Genomic DNA, 23,992 nt, shown 5'->3' with positions numbered 1-23,992 from the left:
ATCTTAGGTGCTATGAAACAATCATTTCTAGTAGCCATCGGCATGCTCATTCCAATACTCGGCTTTGCGCAACAAGTCTCCAATATATCCTTTAAAGCTGTGATAGCTGACAGCAATAATCGTCAACCGCTCCCTTATGCCATTGTTTCATTAAAGTCTGCACAAGGGAAAACAGTTTCCCAACAAGCGGATGAAAACGGAAGGATAGTCATAGGATCAATCTTCACTGGGCCATATACTTTAGGGGTAAGCATGATGGGCTATCTGGCTTACTCCAAAGATGTTCATCTCTCATCCGGCAACATCGATACCGTGTGGCAAATTCTGCTGCAACCTAAGTCTGTTAGATTAGAACAAATGACCGTAAGTGGTAGAAAAAATCTGATTGAAAGTTTTGGAGGTGGCTTCCAGTTTAATCCCGATGACAAAAGTATCAACAAAACCGGGACAGCAGTGGACTTATTGGCTCAAGTTCCGGGAGTGAGTGCAGAAAGTGATGATATCAAGCTCAAAGGAAATACTGCCCGGATCATGGTCAATGGTAAACTGCTAAATTTATCCGGTCAGGAATTGCAGAATTACCTGAAAGGCATCTCCGCTGAACGGATAGTAGCCATCACCGTCAATACCAATCCTTCAGCTAAATATGATGCCCTCACCGGTGGTGGTCTAATTGATATTAAATTAAAAAACAAATACAGTCAGGGTTTCTTTGGAACTATCGCTTCCAAATATGAAACCTTACCGGGTACCTGGAATGGCTTGAATATAGATTATACGAAAAATAAATTTACCTATTCATTTGGCCTGACTTATTTATATCGCAAAGACCTGTATCTGCGGAACAACTATATTCAAAACAAACAAGGTAATCCGGAGAATGCCGTCAACATTCAGCGGGCGCAAATGCCACAAAAACAAGAAGTTTTGAATCCCAGGATTGAAATTAACTATGCCATTGATTCCACTAGTTATCTCAATGTTGCTGCTAACTTTCCTTTATTTCACAACAGATTCCCAACCATACTCCGGTCGGATAATCTGGATCGGCAGGGTAAACCATCGGGCTATTTTTTACAGGATGAAAAGGTCAATTACAATGGAAATTATTATACCTATAATCTGAATTACACCAGGAATTTCAAACAAAAAGATGAGCAGTTCTGTCTTGGTGGTTTTTATACCAAAACCAGGTTTAATCCATTTAATTACTTCTCGCGTTCCTATTTCTCCCCTGATCAGGAGCCTGACTTTGGACGTTCGCTGCTCCAGCAGAGTAATGCTAACCGGATCTATAAATCTTCGCAGGTACAGACAGACTATACTTTACCTTTAGGTGCTGAACGCAAACTTGCTTTCGGGCTAAAAGCCTCCTACTCGGTGATTGACAACGATAATTCCGTAGACCTTTTTGATTTCGCTACCACTGAGTTTAACAGAGCCCCGCTTTTATCCGGTAGTTTAAAGTATAGAGAGAATATTTCCGCTGCTTATGCCCTGTATACACAGCATTTTAAAAAGCTAAGTTACAGCCTGGGATTGCGCTATGAATATTCGACCGTTCGGATAAACAGCAGCACGACTAAACAGGCTCATAGACAGGACTATGGAAATCTGTTTCCCAATGCGACCCTTTCGTATAAATTATCAGATTTCCAAAGTATAGATTTTTCTTATGCCCGAAAAATTGACCGTCCGCCTTATGATCTGTTAGATCCTTTTGTGAATATCTCCGATCCCAATAATTATCAAACCGGTAATCCTTTTTTAAAACCTGCTTACAGCAATAAACTGGAATTGCAGTACACCAACCAGTGGACTTCTGCCAATTCGATCATCCTGACACTGGCTTATAACCAGACGAAGGATTCCTATATCTATCCCATTACGACCTATAGCCCGGTATATAACCATGTCATTACCACCAATACCAATGCGACTGACATGAAAAATCTGGCACTGTCGGTCATTTACAGTCATAAAATCACCAGCTGGTGGCAGCTCAATTCGTATATCGGTCTATCCAATGGGTATTTAAGCACTGATAGCCTCAACAATATTTATTATAAACCTAAACCTTACTTCTCGGGTTCTTTGCGCAATACTTTTACACTTAGTCCACAAACGCTCTTTCGCTTAACAGGTTTCTATAATTCCAATAGTTATGAATTCCAGGCTAAAAGAAGAGGTATTGGCAGTGTCAATGCAGGCATCCAGCAAAGCCTGTTTGGTAAGCGGCTGACGATGAACCTGGATATTTACGATGTATTCAAAACCAAAAACTACGGTTATACAATCAATTCAGCTTATTATGAGCAGTATGCTTATACTCAGATTAAATCCAGATATTTTTCTATTGCACTCAGTTATTCCTTCGGAAAAACATTAGCCAAGCCTGAAGTTAAAAAACTCAGTAATGAGCGGATAGATCAACAATAGCCATTTCAATCAAAACGAATACATAATCAATATTATTCATTTCAATCTGGCATCATGAAAAATTATCCAAAAGCCTTCGTTAGTCTTCTCCTTTTTAGCTTATTCCACCTTCCCGATCTACAAGCTTCTGCTCCTAGGGATACAACAACTAAGCTTGTGATCGAGGAACGCAAATTAGGTAACTTTAATGCGGTTATCGCAGATGCATCGGTCGATATAGTGATCACCAATGAAAGCACTTCACTGGTAAAAGTTGGGGTACCGGAAACCAGGATCTTCAAGTTTGTACAAACAACCGTCAAAGATGGTATATTAACCATTCGTCTGGAAGAAAACAACGCTTATAACTGGGGATATTCCGGCGTTCACACCGGTATGCAAGCCGGTGAAAATCCAAACAAGATTTCGGTCTGGCTCAGTATGCCACAATTAAAGAATATACAGCTCAGCGGATCAGCTAATGTTGTATTAGCGGGAACATTTAAGCAGCCGGAACTTGAGCTGAATCTCAGTGGTTCCTCGGGCTTACAAGGACAAGTTCAGCTCCATTTGCTAAAAGGAAAAATAGATGCCTCAGCCACCCTTATCTTAAAGGGCCATGCCGATCAGGCCAAACTTCAAGTGGAAGGCTCTTCAATATTTAAGGGAGCACAATTGAAGACCCAGGACTTTTTGATTTCGATGGAAGGCAGCAGTATTGCTACTGTACAGGCCTCGACAGCTATAACCGGCAAAGCAACCGGCAATAGTGTGCTTAACTACATGGGCCCACTGGATAGAAAAAATTTTCCAGTTTCAACCAGTGCAGCGGTCAGGGAGATAGCGCCCGACCTTGATAAGTAAGTCCTCAAATCTGGCATGGAAACAAGAAAGCGCCCTGGGAGATTTTTCTGCTGTGCGTCTTGCCTTGCACCGGCTTACAGCTGAAAAGAAGATTATCCGGCTGGGCCGTGGCATCTGCTACTACCTCAAAGAGGATCGAACACCTTCTATTGTTAATCTGGCGTATAGGCTTTTCCGTTGGTTTGTTGTCGGTTTGCCATTAAGCCGGAAAAGGATCGACAAACACCTATTTTTCCGGGATCGAACCCTCCTTTACTAAGAAGATCTTCACTGATTTCCGAAAAATTCGGTTAGTGAATCCGCAGACAAAAGACTAACCGATTTACTAACCGAATTATCAACAATAATGTCCTTTTTTGAGCTTATAGAAATAAAAAAAGTCACTGAAAATCAGTGACTTTTAAAATCTTGAAAAGCGGTAAAATGAAACCGCGTCCAAAGGTGGAGATGGCGGGAATCGAACCCGCGTCCAAACATATTCGCCGAAAGCTTTCTACATGCTTATTTACGCATTGAGTTGTCGGGACCTGGCAGGGGCGTAACTAACCAACCGTGTCCGTATCCGTTGTAGCTTCAGTATTCACTCACAGAAACCATGAATACCTATCCCTATGGGTTTATGATTCAGCGGCGGAAGTCGCATAAGGCAACAACTTCAGGCGGCTATAATGGATGTCTAATCTCTGATTAGGCAGCCATGGCGTAATTAGATTCGCCAATTAGAGTTTGAATATTCAGATTATCGTGCTAATTATCCAACGCACGGCATGCTTACACTTTCAAAGATCTATGCTGTCAAAACCAGGCATCCCCGGTAAAATAGCACACAAAGATACGATTTTTTCTTCCTGTATCAAATAAAAAAGTTGCAGAAGAATTACTCCTGCAACTTTCTTTAAAACAATTTATCCATTGTTGTTAAGAAAACCATTTACTGATACTTCTCCAGATATCCAGTCCGTTTGCAAACAGCAACACACTGAACAACAGCACCATGCCTACGATCTGTGCGTATTCCAGGAACTTCTCACTCGGTTTGCGGCCGGTGATGATTTCGTACAACAGGAAGAGCACATGACCACCATCCAGCGCCGGAATAGGCAGGATATTCATGAATGCCAGGATAATAGACAGGAAAGCGGTGAGCTGCCAGAAGGAAACCCAGTCCCATACTTCCGGGAACAAATTGGCAATGCTGCCAAAGCCACCAACTGATTCTGTCACTTTTACTTCTTTGGAAACAAAGATCAAACGGAACTGTCTTACATAATCCATCAGCTTATCGATGCCTTTATTAAACCCTGCGGGGAACGATTCCAGGAAGGTAAAATGTTTGGTGGCGTAAGTGAACGGAATTTTTGGATATACGCCAAACTCGCCTTTTTCAGACAGCTGGGCCGACATATTGATCGTATCTTTTCCCCGCAATACGCTCACAATTACGGATTCGTTCTTATGCTTGCGGATCTCTTTGGCAAAGTCATTATAATATGGAACGGCCAAGCCATTGATGGCTACCAGCTGATCACCTTTCTGCACATTTACTTTGGCAGCGGCGCTTCCGGCCAATACGCTGTCAGCTACAAACGGGAAACGCGGCATCGCAAAAGGTACTTTCTGTTTCAGCAGCCCTCTCACAAAACCTTCCGGGATAGGAATATTTACTTCCTGCCCGTCACGGTCTACCTGTATACTTTTAGCTTCATGCAGAATGATATCTCCGGGAATGGATTCAAACGATTTGATAGCGCGGTGGTCAATGGTCAGGATCTTATCCCCGTCTTTGATACCAATACTTTTTGCCAGGGAATCGGCCTGAATACCGTATTTAACTTCACTTACCGGCAGGTAACTTTCTCCATAATGCCATAACAGCATCGCATATATGAAAAAGGCGAGCAGGATATTAACGGTTACCCCGCCAATCATAATAATCAACCGCTGCCAGGCCGGTTTTGCCCTGAACTCCCAGGGCTGCGGCGGTTTAGCCAGCTGCTCTTTATCCATACTCTCATCTATCATCCCGGATATTTTTACATATCCTCCCAACGGTAGCCAGCCGACGCCATATTCCGTTTCTCCTTTCTTGATTTTAAAAAGGGAAAACCATGGATCAAAGAACAAATAGAATTTTTCCACCCTGGTCTTGAACAACTTGGCCGGGATAAAATGGCCTAACTCATGCAATACTACCAAAATAGAGAGTGACAGTAATAACTGTCCGGCTTTCACCAATATTACCTCTGTAGTCATTTAATTTTTTCTGCTTTAATCTGCCTAATATATCAGTTTTAATACATATTCCGGCAAAACTCTTTGTTAATTTTTATTTGACAATTTATATAACGATAGAATTGATAAGGGAAGCAGCATGTTCGCGTGCGGCATTATCGCATTCGTAATAATCGTGCAGGGTCGGGGTTTCAATAAATGGTATTTTAACCAGCGTTTCCTCGATTACTTCGGTCATCTGCAGGAAGCCGATCCTGTTTTTCAGGAAGGCATTCACCACTTCTTCATTAGCAGCATTCATCACGCAGGCAGCATTTCCGCCCTTATGCATGGCTTCAATGGCAATCGCCAGGTTACGGAATGTTTTGGTATCCGGCTGTTCAAAAGTGAGCGAAGGATAGTTCCGGAAAGAAAACCGCGGGAAATCGTTGGCCAAACGGTCAGGATAGCCCAGGGCATACTGAATAGGCAGTTTCATATCCGGCAATCCCATCTGTGCTTTCAGGGAGCCGTCTACAAACTGCACCATGGAATGGATGATAGATTGTGCATGTATCACCACTTCGATATTTTCCGGCGCCAGGCCAAACAACCAACGCGCTTCAATCATCTCCAGCCCTTTATTCATCAGGGTGGCGGAGTCGATCGTTATTTTGGCGCCCATGCTCCAGTTAGGATGCTGCAGGGCATGGTCTTTCTTTACATTGATGAGGAAATTGGGTTTCTTACCCAGGAAAGGACCGCCGGAAGCAGTGAGAATTACCTTCTCTACCTTGCTGAAAGGCTCTCCCAGCAAACACTGGAAGATAGCGGAATGCTCAGAATCCACCGGGATAATGGGCACATTTTTCCTGCGCGCAGTCGCCATCACAATATCTCCCGCTACTACGAGGGTTTCCTTGTTGGCCAATGCCACCGGGGTCCCCTGTTCAATGGCAGATAAAGTAGGCGCCAATCCTGCAAATCCCATGATAGCCGCCAGCACCATGTCAATAGAGCTCCAGGCAGCTACTTCCACCATGGCCTTCGGACCGGCAAATACTTTAATGCCTTTATCAAATAAAATGTCTTTTACCTGCTTATACTTCGCTTCACTGCCTATCACTACCGCGTTGGGCTTGAATTTCAGCGCCTGCTCAATAAGCAGGTCTGCATTCTGCTGTGCGGTGAGTACTTCTACACTAAATCTGTCGGGATGCGCAGCGATCACCTCCAGTGCCTGTATGCCAATGGATCCGGTTGATCCGAATATGGCAATCTTTCGTTTATTCATTACGGTGATTTACTTTTTTACAGTTAACAAAAAATGAAGAACCAGCTGCCGGTAATAACCAAACAGCTGCTACGCTTTGAATCGCCGGTTACTGCTGTAAATAAGCCGTCAGTTCATCTGCCAGCTTCCTGTCATTACTCAATCGAGGTACCTTGTTCTGACCTCCCAGTTTTCCAATCGCTTTCATATAATCGATAAAGCCCTGTTTACGGACAGTCCTTATCTTCAGGGGTTGCAATATATTACCCGTCAGCAGATCATTATAATAAATATTCTTCTGACGCATGTTTTCATCTACTTTCTGCGCAAAGGCAGCGAGGTTCGCCGGCATATTTTCAAACTCTACAAACCACTCATGGTATGGCAACTCACCATTGGTCTGCACCATCGGGGCTACAGTAAATTCTGTGATATGCACATTTTCTTCTGCCGCCGCCTTCATCAGGCTATGCTCCACTTCTTCTCCTATCACGTGCTCTCCAAATGCAGAAATAAAATGCTTGATACGACCGGTCACCAGCAAACGGTATGGATTAGTGGAAATAAACTTCACGGTATCACCGAGGTTATAACCCCATAATCCGGCATTATTATTAATGACCATGGCGTAATTTACGCCTGTTTGCACATCTTTAAGCGACAAACGGGTAGGATTTTCATTGAAAATTTCCTGTGCAGGAATAAATTCATAAAAGATCCCGGAATTGGTATTCAGTAACAGTCCGTCCTGCTCCTGGGAGTCCTGGAAGGCAAAAAAGCCTTCGGAAGCCGGAAATGTTTCCACGGTATGGATGGGGCCCCCTATCGAAGCCAGCAATTTGGCCCGGTAAGGTTCAAAATTCACCCCGCCGTACACCATCACATCAAAATTTTTAAATATCTCTTTGATCCGCTTGCCATTGCTGCGTTCCATCAGGCGGTCAAAATACATCTGTACCCATGGCGGTATCCCGCTGATCAGGGTCATATCCTGGTTAATGGTTTCCTCCACTATCTTGTCCAGCTTGGTTTCCCAGTCGTCTATACAGTTTGTTTCGTACGACGGCAACTGGTTGGTGCGCAGGTAACGGGGAATATGATGGTTAACGATCCCGCTCAAACGGCCGGTAGGAATGCCTCCTACCCTTTCCAGCTCCGGGGAGCCGGATAAAAAGATCATTTTTCCATCCGCAAAGGCGGTATTACCCGTTTCTCCCATATAATTCAGCAATGCATTACGTGCTGTATCTATATGATTATTAACAGATTCTTTGGAGATGGGTATATATTTTACACCACTGGTGGTACCGGAGGTCTTTGCCAGGTAAATCGGCTGTCCTTTCCACAGTACATTCTGCTTTCCTTCCTTTATTCTTTCTATATATGGCTTAAACTGCTCGTAATCCCTTAAAGGCACAGCCTGCTTAAATTCTTCATGGGTTTGTACAGCATTAAAATGATGATCTGCCCCGAATTCTGTCTTTTTGCCTGTCTTTATCAGCTCCTGCAGGATAGTATCCTGATCTTCTACCGCCCTTAACATTTCCTTCTTTATCTTATTATGTACGATAGAAGCAAATGGTTTGGCCAGCAGTGATTTAAACTTCATGCCTGTTGTTTTATGATTGAGAGACTAAAGCGAGAAAAATTACGGATTACGAATTATGAACTACCTGACAGTGGCGGATCTGGCCCCTATCAGGTAGTTCATAATTCGTCATTCGTAATTCCCTCCCTCATCTGCGTTTGTTCGCGTAAACGACAAAAGTATACAAATTTGCGTTGCATTGCACAGCAAGATAGCTGTTTTTAAATGATCCGGAAATAGCATAAAGATGTGCATACAGCGGCCCGCCCCAGCAAAGTATAATTTGTTAAAATAATTTAAAATTCAAGAAAGTATGTATCTTTGAAAAGATTAAGCTTTTGTCGGTCCTTCACATGTGTTTATACATTGTGATTTAAAAAAGACCGAAAAACTTTGTCTATTAGAAAACAAAAGGTTACTTTTGCGGAAATTATATTTTGGATAATTATGTTTGCAGTTGTAAAAATCGCAGGTCAGCAATTTAAAGTACAAAAAGACCAGGAAATTTTTGTACAGCAGTTACAAGGAAATATTGGAGACAAAGTGGAGTTTTCCGATGTACTGTTAACAGATAATGCTGGTACGCTGTCCGTAGGCACTGATGTAAAATCAGTAGTAAAAGCAGAGATTCTGGCTCATGTTCAGGGTGACAAAGTCATCGCTTTCAAGATGAAGAGAAGAAAAGGCTTCAGAAAGAAAGTTGGTCACAGAACCCACTTTACAAGAATCAAAATCAATGAAATAGCTTAATTCGTTTTAAGCTGAATTTTTTTATTAGACAAGTTTAAAGTAATTATACAATGGCACATAAAAAAGGTGAAGGTAGTGTAAAGAACGGCCGTGACTCCCACAGCAAAAGGCTGGGAGTGAAAATCTTTGGTGGTCAGCCAGCTACTTCCGGTAACATCATCGTTCGCCAGAGAGGTACTGTTTATCATCCAGGTCAAAACGTAGGCGTTGGTAAAGATTTTACCATTTTCGCAATTGCAGACGGTGTAGTGGAATTCAGAAAAGGTCGCGAAAACAAGACTTACGTTTCTGTTAAAGCATTTGATACCACTGCTCAGGCGGAAGCCTAATCAGTGTTAGCCATAAAGTTTTTTTTAATACCCTTTTTTTTTACTAACCCAAATTCAAAAAACAATGGCAACAATTAAAAAAGCGGCTGCTAAAAAAGCTGCGCCTAAAAAGAAAGCTGCTCCTAAGAAAGCTGCTGCAAAAAAAGCTGCTCCTAAAAAAGCTGCTGCTAAGAAAGCTGCTCCTAAGAAGAAAGCTGCTGCTAAGAAAGCTGCTCCTAAAAAAGCCGCTGCTAAAAAAGCTGCTCCTAAGAAAGCTGCTGCTAAGAAAGCCGCTCCTAAGAAAGCTGCTGCTAAGAAAGCTGCTCCTAAGAAGAAAGCTGCTGCTAAGAAAGCTGCTCCTAAAAAGAAAGCTGCTGCTAAGAAAGCCGCTCCAGCTAAGAAGAAAGCCGTTGCAAAGAAAGCTGCACCAGCTAAAAAACCAGTTGCTAAGAAGAAAGCCGCTCCTAAAAAAGCACCAGCTGCCGCTCCAGCAACTCCTGCAACTCCGGCTAACTAAGATCGGATTTACAAAATGTAGTTATAAGGATCCTGGCGATATCGCCAGGATCTTTTTTTTTGCCCAGGATTAGATTGATTTTGATGATTTTGATGATTTTGATGATTTAGATGATTTAGATGATTTTTTTATTGTGATTATAATTTGATTTTTAAAAGATTCGGGAAGATATAAGCGAATCTTTATTGATATCTTCCTGAATCTTTTAAAAATCAAATTATAATCACAATAAAAAAATCATCTAAATCATCTAAATCAATCTAATCCTGGGCAAGACAAAAATCCACATGATCTCCGTATTTTTACCGCATGGATAATTACTCAATCGCCGATAATTTCTCCCTGCTCTCCAAACTGATGGATATTCACGGAGAAAATAGCTTCAAAGCCAAATCCTTCGCCAGCGCGGCATTTACCATAGAAAAACTGCCCTCGCAGCTGAAAGAAACCCCAAAGGATGAAATATTCCGCATCAAAGGCATCGGGGAATCTACCGGGAAAAGTATTCTCGAAATGCTGGAAACCCAGGAGTTTTCCCTGCTCAATCACTACCTGGAAATTACCCCCGCCGGTATCCTCGAAATCATGAAGATCAAAGGCCTGGGACCAAAAAAAATTGCCACCATCTGGAAAGAACTGGAAATAGAATCCATGGGGGAACTCCTCTATGCCTGTAACGAAAACCGCCTCATGCTCCTCAAAGGATTTGGCGCCAAAACCCAGGAAAGCATACGGCAAAACATAGAATTCTATCTCTCCAACCGGCACCGCTTCCTCTATGCGGAAGTAGCCGCCATCGGTCAGCAACTGGAAAAACAACTCCAACAACTGCTGGCCCCCATACCCGTATCCGTCACCGGCGCATTCCGCCGCCACAGCATCATCATCGATGAAATAGAAGTACTCATCGCCGCCCCCACGGAAACCGTCAGCCAGCAACTGGCTACCCTCCCGGGCTTCGAACTGGTAACCACCAACCCGGATAACCTGGTGTGGCAACTCGATGAAAAACTGAAAATCATCACTCATAGCTGCGATACGGCAAACTTCTACTCCAAACTCTTTACTACCACCGGCTCCCCGGCGTTTATAGATAAATTCAATACCGCAGGCGGCGCTGCATTCCTTCACCACGCCCCCTCCGAAGAAGCTATTTTCAGCGCTGCCGGCATGGACTTTATTCCGCCCTTCCTGCGCGAAGGCAACAATGAACTAACACAGGCCCAACAACATCAACTGCCGGAAATTATCCAGCCAGCTGATATCAAAGGCATCATCCACTCCCACAGCAACTGGAGCGACGGCGAATCTTCCCTCGAAGAAATGGCCCTCGCCGCCAAAGCAAAGGGACTTGAATACCTCGTTATCAGCGATCACTCCCGCACCGCCTTCTATGCCAACGGGCTGAGTATTGAAAGAGTACTCGCGCAACATGCAGAAATAGAGGCACTGAATAAAAAACTCGCGCCATTCCGCATTTTTAAAAGCATAGAATCGGATATTCTCAATGATGGCGCACTGGACTACCCGGACGAAATCCTGGCAAAATTTGACCTTGTAATTGCCTCTGTCCATTCCAATCTCAAAATGACAGAAGAAAAAGCAATGGCCCGCCTGCTGAAAGCCATCGAAAATCCACATACCACCATACTCGGGCACATGACCGGCCGGCTGCTGCTGAGCCGCAACGGTTACCCGGTAAATCATAAAGCCGTTATCGACGCCTGCGCCGCCAACAACGTGGTCATTGAACTCAATGCCCACCCACGCCGCCTGGATATCGACTGGACCTGGCTCCCATACGCCATAGAGAAAAAGGTAATGATCTCCATCGACCCTGACGCCCACAGCATACACGGATTCAATGATATACATTACGGCACACTCGCCGCTCAGAAAGGCGGTATCACCAAAGCAAACAATCTAAGCAGTTACACTGTTGACATGCTGAACGATTACCTGCTGCAACGCAGACAACAAAAAAATCTGCTTCCATGATGCTATTGGGATTGGCGGTAGCTCCCGGATTTGCCATCTGCCTGTTTATCTATCTCATGGATAAATACGACCGGGAGCCCGCCGGACTGCTGATAAAAAGCTTTTTGCTGGGCATGGGCTGCGTAGTACTGCCCCTGTGTGTACAAGCACTCGCCCTTACGCTGGGCCTGCGCGAAAATAACGGCACCATCGCCGGCACCGCCGCCTTTGCCTATGGCGTGGTAGGCGTATCGGAAGAACTGGCCAAATTCCTGGTCTTGCGCCTGTATGCCTATCCCAAAAAAGCTTTCAACGAACCAATGGATGGTATTGTGTACGCCGTAATGATAGGAATGGGCTTTGCCACACTGGAAAATATCGCCTATGTAGGCCGCTATGGATTCGGTACCGGCGTGGCCCGCATGTTCCTCTCTGTACCTGCACATGCTACCTTTGCTATACTCATGGGTTATTATGCCGGCATGGCGAAGTTTATTCCGCATAAAAGCAGCCTCCTCCTCTTGCAGGGCCTGCTGATAGCGGTTTTCTTCCACGGCAGCTTCGATTTCTTCCTCTTCCTCGGGAATAATATCTTCCTTATGGGCGCCTCCGTAATTACCCTGTTTTTTGCGGCGCGACTATCCATCAGGGCTATACGAAAAGACAAAGCCCTCTCGAAAAAACTGCATGAACAGCATTTTTTTGAGGAGGAACACAGCCCCGATAATGCCGAAAGCTAGGGCCCCGGTTTGGGGTCTCCGCTTTCCGCTTTTAACTACCTTTGACCAACAAACATCTAACTACTAACTGCTAAAAGTTAACAGCTAAAATGCGCTTTATATATATTTTTGACCCGCTATGCGGCTGGTGCTACGGATTTACACCGGTAGTGCAGCAGCTGCAGGAACGCAGTAATGGCGACATGGCGTTCGATGTGCTCTCCGGCGGAATGATCACCGGCGATAACCGCCACCCGTTCTCCTCCATGGCCACCTACATCCAACGGGAACATACCAATGTAGAGTCCATGACAGGCGTGAAGTTTGGCCAGGCTTTCCTGGAAAAACTGCTTCCTTCGGAAGAAATCATGGATTCGGAGAAACCAAGCATCGCCCTCACCGTATTTAAACAATACCAGCCGGAAAATGCCCTCACCTTCGCCCATGATATGCAGGTAGCCCTCAACTATCACGGTCAGAGCCTGAATAACGACAGCACTTACCGCTCCCTCATAAAAAAATTCAGCCTGCCGGAAGATGAATTTATCAGCCGCCTGCACGAGGAACATTATCGCTACGAAACCAACCAGGAATTTCAGCTGGTACAAAACTGGGGCATCACCGGATACCCCGCCGCCATCCTCGACACCGGCAAGCAACTCTACCTCTGCGCCAGGGGATATACCCCCCTGGACCGCCTGGAAGAAACCATCGAAAATATCCTCAGGGAACATAATAGCTTATAACACTATGTACCATATCAAAACAGCAACAGTAAATGATATCCCGGTTATACAGGAGCTGACGGAAAAAATATGGCGCCCAACTTACCAGCCCATATTAACACCGGAACAGATCGAATATATGATCGTGATGATGTACAGCACCGCAGCACTGACCAAACAAATCAGCGAGCTGCAGCACCGCTTCCTTATTCTGCTCGACGAAGAGAAACCAATCGGCTTTGCCGCCTATAGCACCACAGATACACCCGATGTTTATAAACTGCATAAAATATACCTGGACCTCGGCTACCAGGGCAAGGGCGTGGGGAAATTTCTGCTGTCGGAAGTGGCAGAACGTGTAAAAGCAAGCGGCGCCAGCATCCTGGAACTGGATGTAAACCGCTTTAATAAAGCCAAACTCTTCTACGAAAAACAAGGCTTCAGCGTTTATAAAGAGAAAAATACGGATATCGGTAATGGCTACCTGATGGAAGACTTTGTGATGCGTAAACCGCTATAAAAAAAGCCCGGTAAGGAGATACCAGGCTATTCCCAAGTTAACCATTAAAAGACACAACTCTTAAAATACATTGTTTTATAGGGTTATGTACGATAACTGTTAATCAGTGGTTTTATCTATACTAAAAAAAAGCAGCATCTTTTATATTTTAATATAAAAGATGCTGCTTTTTAATTGCAAAAGGCCAAAAGCGAAAAGCAAAAAGCTATTGTAGCAATTGACAGGGACGCCAGGTAGTTTAATATCCGCTCCTGCCAATCGCTACAATAGCTTTTTGCTTTCCGCTTTTGGCCTTCCGCTCAATAAAAAATTCCCGCATAGTAAACTATGCGGGAAGTAGGTGTGCCTGAAGCGCGTATATCGGTTATTGATCCAAGCCGTTATTATTTAGCTGTCAGCACGGTGCCTTCGTCGTTATCATCATCATGGATAACTGCTATGGCTTTGTTTAACTTCAGTTCAGGGGAAATTTTCAATACCCCTGCGTTGGCAGCTGCTGTTGCATCCCGCAATCTAACCGCCACCAGCGCATCAATCTCTTTCACACGGTCATTTACCAGCGCCACCTGTATGTCGGTTTCGCTGAAGGCACAGTCGCCGGTAATCTTCACCATGTCACCATTCATGATCACATAGTCTTTACCATACGCTGCGGTACTGGCAGAATCCACTCCAAAGAAGATGTTGATATCACTGCCGGTACAATTGGTTTGTACAGATTGGTCAGCCGCTTTTACCAAAATACATTTAAACATACTCACCGGGGCAGTAGCCGATTCATTGGCGTCGGTCAGTTTTACCAGGGTAATATAAGCCGCCTGATCCTGTATGTACTGGGAGGCAGAAATAGAAGTGACATCGCCGTTGTAACCTACCACCGCTTCGTTTTCTGCTTTAATTTCGCTCAGTACCAACACCACGGTTTCCGCCAGTTCAAAGCGGTTATCGTCTTTTACTTTTACACTCAGACTGGCAGTAGTTGCACCACTGTCGATCACAAACGGTGCTTTGATGCTGCTCACGAAATCTGCACCAGGCAATGCGGTACCATTACCAAACTTGTAGGTTAAACGAACTGGTTTGGAAGTAGCATTTATCAACGGGGTATTATCTCTTTTAAATAAACCGGCAGAAAACACGACATCTGTTGCAGGTTCTGCGCCATTGTTGCCGCCAATAAATTTCACCATCGCCGGTTGATCCAGGATAGTTACTTCTCCTTTTGATTTAGTAAGATAAAGTTCTGATGCATCCATCACTTCTACGTGGAAAGCTTCCTTGCCTTCCAGCAGGTTATCGCTTTTTACAGGGATCTGGATGGTTTTGGATATAATGGCGCCAGCTGCAAATTCAGATGGTACAAAAGAAATAGTACCTTCTGTTACATCAAAATCGGCCGCACCTGCACCACCTTTATGCGGGATGGTTTTGTAATGCACGTTAACGGGCGTACGAACACCATTGCTTCTCAAAAACCCGGACAAAGTAATGGTCAGGGTAGCATTAGATAAACCATTCAGCGGCTCAGAAACAGCAATATCATTGATCGATACGCCATGGCTGATCTTGATAATACGGTTACCATCTTCGTCACCGCCACCGGCTGCAATGATTTCGCCGGAAGGGCTCATCAGCAAAGAAGCCAGGCTGGTTTTTGCGTCATACTTACCCAGTTGCTTGTCAAACATCATGTCGCCATCAGGGCTCAGCTTAATCATGCGGTAGCCATCTTTAGCCACCACACAAATTTCATCATCTTCGGTCAGCAACAGGTGCTGAAAAACAGCACCCAGGTTTTTGTCTACCACTGCTGTTCCATCAGGAAGCAGTTTTACAATTTTACCGGTGTTGTTGCTAACGTTACCACCGGCAGCTACTACCTTACCATTTTTACCTACTTCCAATGCGTATAAAGCAGCATCTGTTTCTTTATTAAACAGCTCGGTTCCATCAGGACGCAGTTTCACAATACGGCCTTTATCTTTTTCTTCTGCACAGGCGAAGATCTGACCCAGGTCATTTACTTTAATGGCATTGAATTTACCGTCAACAGTGCTATACTCTTTGTCAAATACTACCTGTCCTTCCGCATTCACTTTTGCAATACGGCTGGCATTGCCCGTGCCATAAGCGCCACCGCCCATAGCCAGTACAGCGCCATCTTCCAGCAACAACATTTTTTCAAAGGTAGCGCCAGGTTTACCAAAGGAAAGCTCAAATTGTTTTTCTCCCTTACCATCTACTTTTACCATGTATGCTTTTCCCTGTCCGTCACCCACGTCGCCACCTACAGCAACAATGTTTTCATCTTCATCAATCAATACATTGGTAAATACGTTGTGTGCTCCAAATCCTTTGTCAAATTCAATTTTACCGTCAGGACTCATTTTGGTGATGCGTGCCTGTGCAGGCTTGCTGCCATCCACCCCAACGGTGATATAATTACCATGACGATCTGTGATGATACGGGTAAAATAACCACCCTGACCATTTCCAATACTCTTGTCAAATACCACTTCTCCGGTGGCCGATAATTTGGTAATACGGGCATTGCCATAAGCAATGGTACCACCACCTACTGCCACCAGCTCATTCTTAGGCAATAAAAGCAGGTCCTGGTAAGCCACCAGTCCGCCCTTATTCAGTTTGGCATTGTAAATAAGGTTTCCTGTTGCGGATAATTTGGTGATACAACCATTATCCAGTCCGCCGCCGATAGCAACAATCGTATTGTTCTCCGCAATCGCCAGTTTCTTATACTGGTTTTTGGGAGCACTAAAACTCTTGTTAAACACAACAGGCATTTCCTGTGCGAAGGCTTGTGTGCCCATCGCCAGTAAAAGCATTAGTGAGGAAATTTTGTTCATTTGTATTAGTTTGATATACGCAAAAAATAACCGATAAATAAATTATAGAATCCTGATCTCGCATCTTCTGTTCACACCCTGCAGGTGTATAAATACATCCCTGTCGCTGCTCAGGTTATATTGCCTGGCTACCCACACCGGACGGGTGGAACCAAAGTAATTGATCCTTATTTTGTCTGCATCCACTCCCCTGCTCAACAGGCATTCCTGTATGTATACGGCGCGGCTTTTTGAAAGCGACAGGTTGTATCTTTCTGTACCGATAATATCAGTATGGCCGTTTACCAGGATAATACGGCGCGGATTGGCTTTCCATATCTGGAAGATAGAATCCAGCTTACGCCACTCCTGGTCCTGCGGAACATAAGAGTTCAGGTCATAGTAAATCACGCCCGGTACTCTCCAGAGCGTTTCCAGCGCTTTCACTGCACTGTCTTTCACCAGCGTATAGCCGCCACCGTTAAAGGCGGAAGTGGTATTGCCGGCATGTTGCCAGGAAACCAGTTCCGGGCTGCTATAAGCAGCATGACCGGTCTGTACCTGCACAGTAGTAGTATAATTATTGGCAGATGAAGAACCGGCGTTCCCATTTCCGGGGTTGGTCGTTTGCCAGGGAATTACTTCAGGAGAACTGTCTTTTATATCATCGGAATAATCCACCACCTTACGCTCAGGGGTAACGGCAACGGCTACTGCGGGAACAGGTTTTGCAACAGCAGGAGCCGCCTGTTGTTGTACAGGTTGGTGATCATACTGTTTATTACCTACTAAAGTTAGCTGTTGACGGCTGTCCGTCTGATTCATGGTATAAGGCACTTTGTCGTCTTCTTTTACTGGCTTGCCGGGATAAGGCAGGTCCAGCTGTTTCAAAGGATTCTTCTTCAGGTTTAACACATAGATATGATCATTATCATGCGCTCCCGAACGGTCTGATGTAAAGTATAATAACAGTTTGCTTTCGTCCAGTACCGGGTTCAGATCGTCAAACTGTGTATTCACAGGATACGGCAAATGTACGGTACCTTCTTCCGTTTTTTTGATATTGATCATAAATATATCCAGTCCGCCAAAGCCACGAAGGCCGTTAGAAGAAAAGAACAATTTATCACCCACCACGAAAGGGTACAGTTCATTTCCATTGGTATTTACCTGCGTACCCATGTTCACCGGCGCTTTCCACCGCTTTTCCTCTTTGTCCCAGTCAGCGTAGTAGATATCTGTACCACCCTGACCGCCAGGCATATCGGATGCAAAGTACAAACGTTTACCATTCGGTGCAACTGATGGATGCAGGAAAGAGTAAGATTCCGTGTTTTTTCCCAGTTTAACCGGTACCGGTTTGCTCCACATATCGTGTTCAGGCTGATAAATAGCAGATAACAACTGGGTACCATTGTTATAATTGATATAGGAATTTTTATCGTTCTTCACATCGGTAAACCGGTTGGAAGTATAGATGACTCTTTTCCCGTTATCAAAAAACGATGCAGGTCCCACTTGTAAAACACCCTTCAAACTATTGTTGAAAGGTTCTACCCCATCTTCTGAAATCTGGTATAGTTTGGAATTGGTATAGAAAGATTGTTGTTCATTCTTCTTTATATCATTGGAAAGGAATACCACGTTGCTCTGGTATAATGCCAGCCCGTATTGATACCCGGGCAAGTTTAACCGTAAACTATCCACCCGGATATTCTCCATAGAATCGCGGTTGAAAAAACTATAATAGTTTACCAGGGATGCCTGCAGGTTGGCAAAACGGGCGTTGTTCTTATAGTTGTTGGCATACACCTCGCTTATCTGCCGGGCTTTCACAACCCTGCCGGTGCGCTTCAGCAGATCAATATAATTGGCAACATCTGTTACCAGTATATCTTTTTCCGGTTTGTACAACAGCTCATCATACAGACTAATGGTTTTTTCAAACTGCCTGGTTTCAAAATAAACCCTCGCTAATTGTAACTTTGCCCTTCGCAATATTTCTTCACTACTTCCATTATTAATGACTTCATTACACAGTGAGATGGCTCGCTCGTATTCTTGCCTTTTGTAAAGACGCTCGGCACGCTTTACTTTGGCCATACTCCCTAAGCCTCCCATTTGAACATGATCCTTAACAAAACTGCAGGAAACAAACAGGGAAACAATGCTCAGGAAAAGTATGAGGGAACAGAAATTAACTTTTCGCATACTATTCTTGATTTTTTATTATTAGAAATACCTTGGCGCCACCACTTTCCACTTCGACCACGAGAAACGGTAGTTCACCATCAACTCATGCGACACCGTTTGCGCGCCCTTCAGGTTCGACTGCATAGGCGTGTCATACGAATAACCGATCTGCAGGTTTTTGGTGGCCTGTACCTGCACCAAACCGGTCATTGTTTTTTCCGAACGCCATGAGGCTCCCAGCCACACCAGGTTCTTCAGCAACACATTCGCATTCAGATCATACTGGAACCCGGTTCCTTTCACCTGTCTTAACAGCACATTGGGTTTCAGCTTTACATCATCGTTAATATTGATCAGGTAGCCTGTCTGCAGGTAATAGTGAGAAGCGACCACTACTTTATTCACACTATTCCCCAGGTCAAAGCTTTTGAAAGTAGGTGAAGATATCCCGATGAAAAACCGGTCAGTAAACAACATAAACCCAAAGCCTACATCTGTTTTCCAATAACTCTGATTCTGCGCAAACGCAGGATCCGTGGTCGACAGTGCGCTGTTATTCTCCCGGAACTGCGACATACCTCCCTTGATTCCCATAGCCAGGTAAATCTTTTCATTGAGCTTTACCCGTTGAGAAACGTTAAAGTTCACCTCCGTCTGTGAATTCACGGTGATCTTTTCATTCATCAGCGAAACACCAAAACTGGTATTGGTGGCCTTAATAGGCGTATAGAAGGAAGCTGTGGCCGTTTTAGGCGCACCATCAACCCCTACCCACTGGTTACGCCCCACCGCTGTAAGACTGGAGGATTCGTCCATAGAGGGATAAGCCGGATTGATAATCATACCGTTAAACATGTATTGCGAATACAGTGGTTCCTGTTGCGCAGTCGCCTGCAAACAGCAACACCAGCAGAAGATAGCAACCCCTAAAGCTTTCATAAGACGCTCTTTCATAGGTATCAGCTTAAAAATTTTGTCAAACTCATCTCACTAATAAATTTCGTATGTCCATTAACGTTTAATCACAATAAACCCGGTGTAACGCTCTTTCTTACCATCAATCATTACCTCTATGTTATAGAAGTAAGAACCATCCGGCACATCATTACCCACATTACCGCCGGCATTGGAACGTCCCCTGAAGTTGTTGGACTTATTATCGTAATTCTTCAGTTTGAATATTGTACCACCCCAACGGTTAAATATCACTACCTCGTTGTTCGGATACTTTTCAATGTTCTCGATATACATCACATCATTGCCTAAACCGTCATTATTCGGTGATATGGCCGGATGTACGCGGATCTTACCACTGTTGTTGTTGATCTGGCGACCATCGGTGGTGAATTTCTCCACAGCATCTGATACCCCATCCCCATCAGAGTCGAGGTCCAGGAAATTCGGGATACCATCTCCATCTGTGTCGTCGTCAAACGGATCACCATTACCGTTTATATCTTCCTGTCCATCTGTTAATCCATCTCCATCAGTATCACAGGTTTTACACATCGCATCATCGTTCAGGAGTATACCAGTGGCTTTACCAGGATCACCGATCACCGGTACATGCTGACCTGATGGCACGGTTACCGAAATCATCTTCAGGATAAAGGTTTCATTTTGTTCAAAGGTGGTATCCCCTTTAATGTTAACCGCTATCTGGCCAATAGTGGTCAGCGGAGCAATCACCGTTTGTTTGACAGTATTGTCAAAATCAACGCCCGGTGTAGCTTTAAAGTCCATATAAGGATAAGATACTCCATCAGTCGACTCCTCGAAATCATAGTTCACTGTGATGGCACGTGAGCTTTGTCTGCTTAACTGTACATTGAACCGCAGTGGTGTATTTTCTCCCTTATTACCTTCTTTCACACTGAATTTATCAGCGGTAAAGGTCATTGTCAGCGGATCATTATCGGTGATGGTTACCCTTGCGGTATCCTTGTCGCCCGCCTTATACACCAGTGTGCTGCTGCCACCAATAAATGGCAGAATGGTCGTTTTCAGATAGCCGTCGTCATCATTAATATCGTTATCTCCGGTAGTGATGGTGAAGGTGTGTTGTTTAGCATTAGCCGGCATTAAGATGGTAACAATGTTACCAGTTACGGTGCCTTCACCCGCCGTAAAGGTGCGTGCTGCATCTTGGGTCACCTGTATCCGGATGGGGATATCATGCGCGGCCGATGCCGGTGAGGTAAGTGTAAACTGTACCGCGTTGCCTTCTGCTACGGAGCTGGCAGTGGCCGACAATTCCACCAGCAGGGTATCATTATCATGTATGATCACATCCGCTGTGGCAGTAGCCGATAATGGCCAGGTAACACCTGCAAGACTACTGCTCACTGTTGTCAGTTTCACCTGTACATTTTCATCTCCTTCCACAATGGTATTATCGATCGGATCTACTTTAATGTCGGCGCCGTTCTGGCCCGCAGCAATTAATACCGTACCACTCAGTTTCCGGTAGCGGGTATCTGCGATAGCGCTGCCCCCAATGGTATAAGCCACGTTCACATCTTTGGTGGCCGATAACTGCGTATCTGTAAAGTGAACCCGGAAGGTGCCTGCAGTCGACGGCTCAGTGGCATCTGTGGTTTTCTCCACTTTCATTTCACGACCCGGAGCATCTGCTTCATCGTCATGCACCGTTAACGATACCGTATCACGGTCGTTCACATCAAACGCTATATTCTTACCAAAGCGTTTCATTTGTGCCAGCATCAGCGATACTTTTACCTGTTCATCCCCCTCAATCACCTTATTGTCTATCACATTCACGGGAACGGATACACTGTTTTGCCCTGCCGGTATCACTGCCGCTGTTTGTATCGGTGCTATATTGGTTGTACCAACAATGCTGCTCACATAGAACACCACTTTCACATCTGCTGCGGCGGTAGCATTACCTGGCAACTTAACGGTGTAAGCGCCATTCGTAGCCGGTTCCGCAGCATCCGTATTTTTCGTCAATAATACCCGCATATCTCCTGTTTCCGGAATCTGCAGCAATCCTGGTTGTGAAAGGGTATAACCCGCAGTTCCCAACTGGGCAATAAGCTGCAGCTGTTCGTCTCCTTCCAGTACCTTATCATCCGTCAGCTTCAGCTGGTATACTTTATTATGCTCGCCGGCAGCAAGTGTTACCTGTGCAGGCAGGCCGCTGTAATCCGCTGCATCTGCAGTAGATACCAGGTTCCTGGAGATATTGACAATAACATCTTCCGAAGAAGTGATCTGGCTGTTTATAAATCCAATTGTTACATCGCTGCTGTTTCCTTCCTGCATAACGGACGAGTCTATACGCACCTCCATTTTCAGGTTATTCACATCCAGCCTGGTGGCATCGTCAATGGTAACTGATAACTTATCACCTTTCATGCCTGCAAAATTCTGCGGCGCTGCAGTGATCCATAATAATTCCGGCTTTTCGAGTATAAAGTCGGTCTTAGCCTGGAAGCTAAAGTTCACGCCGGCTGCACCCGCGGGGATAGTTACGGTAGCAGGCAAGCTGCTGATGTCTCCTGCTGTTGCCACAGAACCCGCGCCTGTATTTATTGCTACCTTAATATCCTTACCGGAAGTAACACCTGGCGCAAGCGCAACATTCATCGTATAAGTGTTGCCTTCCAGTACGTGCGTACCCGTAGTTACTGCGGTAAGATGTATGAGTCCGGTGGCCGGATCATCATGCGTTCTGTCTTTAATGGTGACTACAGTATCTTTCACTGCAGCTGTATTGAAAACAGGATCCGTAATACTTCCTTTAAACACCACGGTTTCATCATCTTCCAGTATCAGGTCTTTCAATGCTTTAAGTACAAACGGATGTGTGCCGGCATTCTGTCCTTTTTTGATCACGATATCATAAGGAGATGGTAATGTGGTATGATCCGTATTGATGGCAGTACTCAGCGTATTGTCCTTATTAACATGCACTGTAATATCCTTACCGGCCTGCAGATTATTTGGCAGTTGTACACTCAATACAGTACCTTGTCCATTCTCGTCAATTGCCGCCATACTGGTGTGTATTAATATCGCTGATGGCAATGGATATTGCGCTGCATCATCCTGTATGGTCAACACAGGCATCGCAATATTGTAGGTGCTGATACCATCAGCCGCTGCAGCAGAAATCATAATTGTTTCCGGGCCTTCTGTAAAGTTATCTTTCTTAATATTTAACAGGGTACTCACACTGCTGCTATCCAGGGTTACCGCAGTAGCCAGCCCGTAATCAGGCCCTGCCTCGGCAGTACCGCCGGTTTGTGGCAACTGGATCTGAATAGGTATCGTAGTGGTAACCCCTGCTGGTAAGCTGATCGTTACTGCGCCGTTGTCTCCTTCTACCAGTGGCGACTTAAACACGGTCACATTCAGCTTAAGATTAGCCGGATCTGTGCGGGTGAGATCTTTGATCGACAAACTCAGGTTATTCACCGTATAACCCGTCACGGTAGCATTTACCGCCAGGGTTTCACTATTCTCCAGCACTTTATCTGTAAGGGTTTGCAGCAGTTCAAAGTCGGCAGAAGTAGCGCCATGCGGCAATACAAAAGATGTTGCCGACAACGTATAGTCGTCACCGGATTTTGCCGTAGTCGCTGCATTGTTAACCGCCAGCTGCACTGTCACATCTTTGGTGGAAGCATAAGGCACCGATACATGTACCATCACTTTATTACCTTCCGGTACCAGTGTAGCATCGGGAGTCAGCGTCATCTTCCTGGCTCCGGGTTGTTTTTCCGTAAGATCTTTAATGTAGATAGAAGTACTGCTGGCCGGCATCTGTTGATTGCCGTTATTGCCATCCACAATGATAGCACCCTCATCATCCAATATGGCATTAGTGCTGGTAGTGATAGCACCTGTAGTGCCGGCATTTGTATTGTTCGCAATCGTTACGGTAGCTGGTATAGCGCCATGGCGACTATCAGCCACGGTAGACGATACCGCATTTTTAGCAAGATTAATCACCCAGTCTTTACCGGCTTTCCAGTTATGCGGGAAAGTAGCGGTGATAACAGCACTCTGGCCTTCGTTCACACTATCCGGTGCAGCACTCAGTTTGATCGAATCG

The 23,992-nt window shown here is 44.9% G+C and carries 16 protein-coding genes and 1 other RNA gene; 9 read left to right on the top strand and 8 right to left on the bottom strand.

The window, feature by feature from the left end:
* The first annotated feature begins 12 nt into the window (after positions 1–12).
* On the top strand, positions 13–2,439 hold the full coding sequence (locus KE626_RS22990; protein ID WP_211975349.1) for an outer membrane beta-barrel family protein: 2,427 nt from the start codon (positions 13–15) through the stop codon (positions 2,437–2,439).
* A gap of 54 nt (positions 2,440–2,493) precedes the next feature.
* Positions 2,494–3,282: a GIN domain-containing protein gene (locus KE626_RS22985; protein WP_211975348.1), complete on the top strand. Its 789-nt coding sequence runs from the start codon at positions 2,494–2,496 to the stop codon at positions 3,280–3,282.
* A 439-nt stretch (positions 3,283–3,721) separates the two neighbouring features.
* Here KE626_RS22985 and ssrA read toward each other — a convergent pair.
* The 4 genes from ssrA to KE626_RS22965 form a co-directional block, all read right to left on the bottom strand.
* Positions 3,722–4,095: a transfer-messenger RNA gene (ssrA, locus tag KE626_RS22980) on the bottom strand.
* Positions 4,096–4,200: 105 nt separating this feature from the next.
* Positions 4,201–5,535, bottom strand: a complete 1,335-nt coding sequence (rseP, locus tag KE626_RS22975; protein ID WP_211975347.1) for an RIP metalloprotease RseP — start codon at positions 5,533–5,535, stop codon at positions 4,201–4,203.
* An 85-nt stretch (positions 5,536–5,620) separates the two neighbouring features.
* A complete protein-coding gene (locus tag KE626_RS22970) occupies positions 5,621–6,787 on the bottom strand; it encodes a 1-deoxy-D-xylulose-5-phosphate reductoisomerase (protein ID WP_211975346.1) in 1,167 nt (388 codons plus the stop codon).
* An 88-nt stretch (positions 6,788–6,875) separates the two neighbouring features.
* Entirely contained in the window at positions 6,876–8,375 is a 1,500-nt protein-coding gene (locus KE626_RS22965) for a GH3 auxin-responsive promoter family protein (protein WP_211975345.1), read from the bottom strand.
* A gap of 372 nt (positions 8,376–8,747) precedes the next feature.
* Between KE626_RS22965 and rplU the strand changes: the two genes are divergently transcribed.
* From rplU to KE626_RS22930, 7 genes are all read left to right on the top strand, one after another.
* Positions 8,748–9,104, top strand: a complete 357-nt coding sequence (rplU, locus tag KE626_RS22960) for a 50S ribosomal protein L21 (protein WP_246121200.1) — start codon at positions 8,748–8,750, stop codon at positions 9,102–9,104.
* A 50-nt stretch (positions 9,105–9,154) separates the two neighbouring features.
* Positions 9,155–9,433, top strand: coding sequence for a 50S ribosomal protein L27 (gene rpmA, locus KE626_RS22955; protein WP_211975344.1), 279 nt, complete (start codon positions 9,155–9,157; stop codon positions 9,431–9,433).
* Between the two features lie 64 nt (positions 9,434–9,497).
* Positions 9,498–9,929 carry a hypothetical protein gene (locus KE626_RS35220; RefSeq protein WP_211975478.1) on the top strand — a complete coding sequence of 144 codons (432 nt, stop codon included), beginning with the start codon at positions 9,498–9,500 and terminating at the stop codon, positions 9,927–9,929.
* Between the two features lie 309 nt (positions 9,930–10,238).
* Positions 10,239–11,927 carry a DNA polymerase/3'-5' exonuclease PolX gene (locus KE626_RS22945; RefSeq protein ID WP_211975343.1) on the top strand — a complete coding sequence of 563 codons (1,689 nt, stop codon included), beginning with the start codon at positions 10,239–10,241 and terminating at the stop codon, positions 11,925–11,927.
* Positions 11,924–12,646 (top strand): PrsW family intramembrane metalloprotease, encoded by a 723-nt coding sequence (locus KE626_RS22940; protein ID WP_211975342.1) that lies wholly within the window; start codon positions 11,924–11,926, stop codon positions 12,644–12,646. Before KE626_RS22945 ends, KE626_RS22940 begins: the two co-directional genes overlap by 4 nt.
* Before the next feature lie 89 nt (positions 12,647–12,735).
* Entirely contained in the window at positions 12,736–13,371 is a 636-nt protein-coding gene (locus tag KE626_RS22935) for a DsbA family protein (protein ID WP_211975341.1), read from the top strand.
* A gap of 4 nt (positions 13,372–13,375) precedes the next feature.
* Positions 13,376–13,870 carry a GNAT family N-acetyltransferase gene (locus KE626_RS22930; RefSeq protein ID WP_211975340.1) on the top strand — a complete coding sequence of 165 codons (495 nt, stop codon included), beginning with the start codon at positions 13,376–13,378 and terminating at the stop codon, positions 13,868–13,870.
* Between the two features lie 383 nt (positions 13,871–14,253).
* Here the strand turns inward: KE626_RS22930 and KE626_RS22925 are convergent, their stop codons facing one another.
* The 4 genes from KE626_RS22925 to KE626_RS22910 all read right to left on the bottom strand — a co-directional run.
* On the bottom strand, positions 14,254–16,737 hold the full coding sequence (locus KE626_RS22925; RefSeq protein ID WP_211975339.1) for a Calx-beta domain-containing protein: 2,484 nt from the start codon (positions 16,735–16,737) through the stop codon (positions 14,254–14,256).
* 42 nt (positions 16,738–16,779) lie between these two features.
* Positions 16,780–18,927 carry an OmpA family protein gene (locus KE626_RS22920; protein WP_211975338.1) on the bottom strand — a complete coding sequence of 716 codons (2,148 nt, stop codon included), beginning with the start codon at positions 18,925–18,927 and terminating at the stop codon, positions 16,780–16,782.
* Between the two features lie 21 nt (positions 18,928–18,948).
* Positions 18,949–19,863, bottom strand: a complete 915-nt coding sequence (locus KE626_RS22915; protein ID WP_211975337.1) for a PorP/SprF family type IX secretion system membrane protein — start codon at positions 19,861–19,863, stop codon at positions 18,949–18,951.
* Positions 19,864–19,920: 57 nt separating this feature from the next.
* A partial coding sequence (locus KE626_RS22910) for a Calx-beta domain-containing protein (protein WP_211975336.1) occupies positions 19,921–23,992 on the bottom strand: 4,072 nt, incomplete at its 5' end.

Origin of the sequence: Chitinophaga hostae, from assembly GCF_018224885.1 — a bacterium.
Lineage (GTDB): Bacteria > Bacteroidota > Bacteroidia > Chitinophagales > Chitinophagaceae > Chitinophaga > Chitinophaga hostae.
Note: the sequence above shows the minus strand (reverse complement) of the source record. Positions and strands in the feature narration are given on the sequence as shown.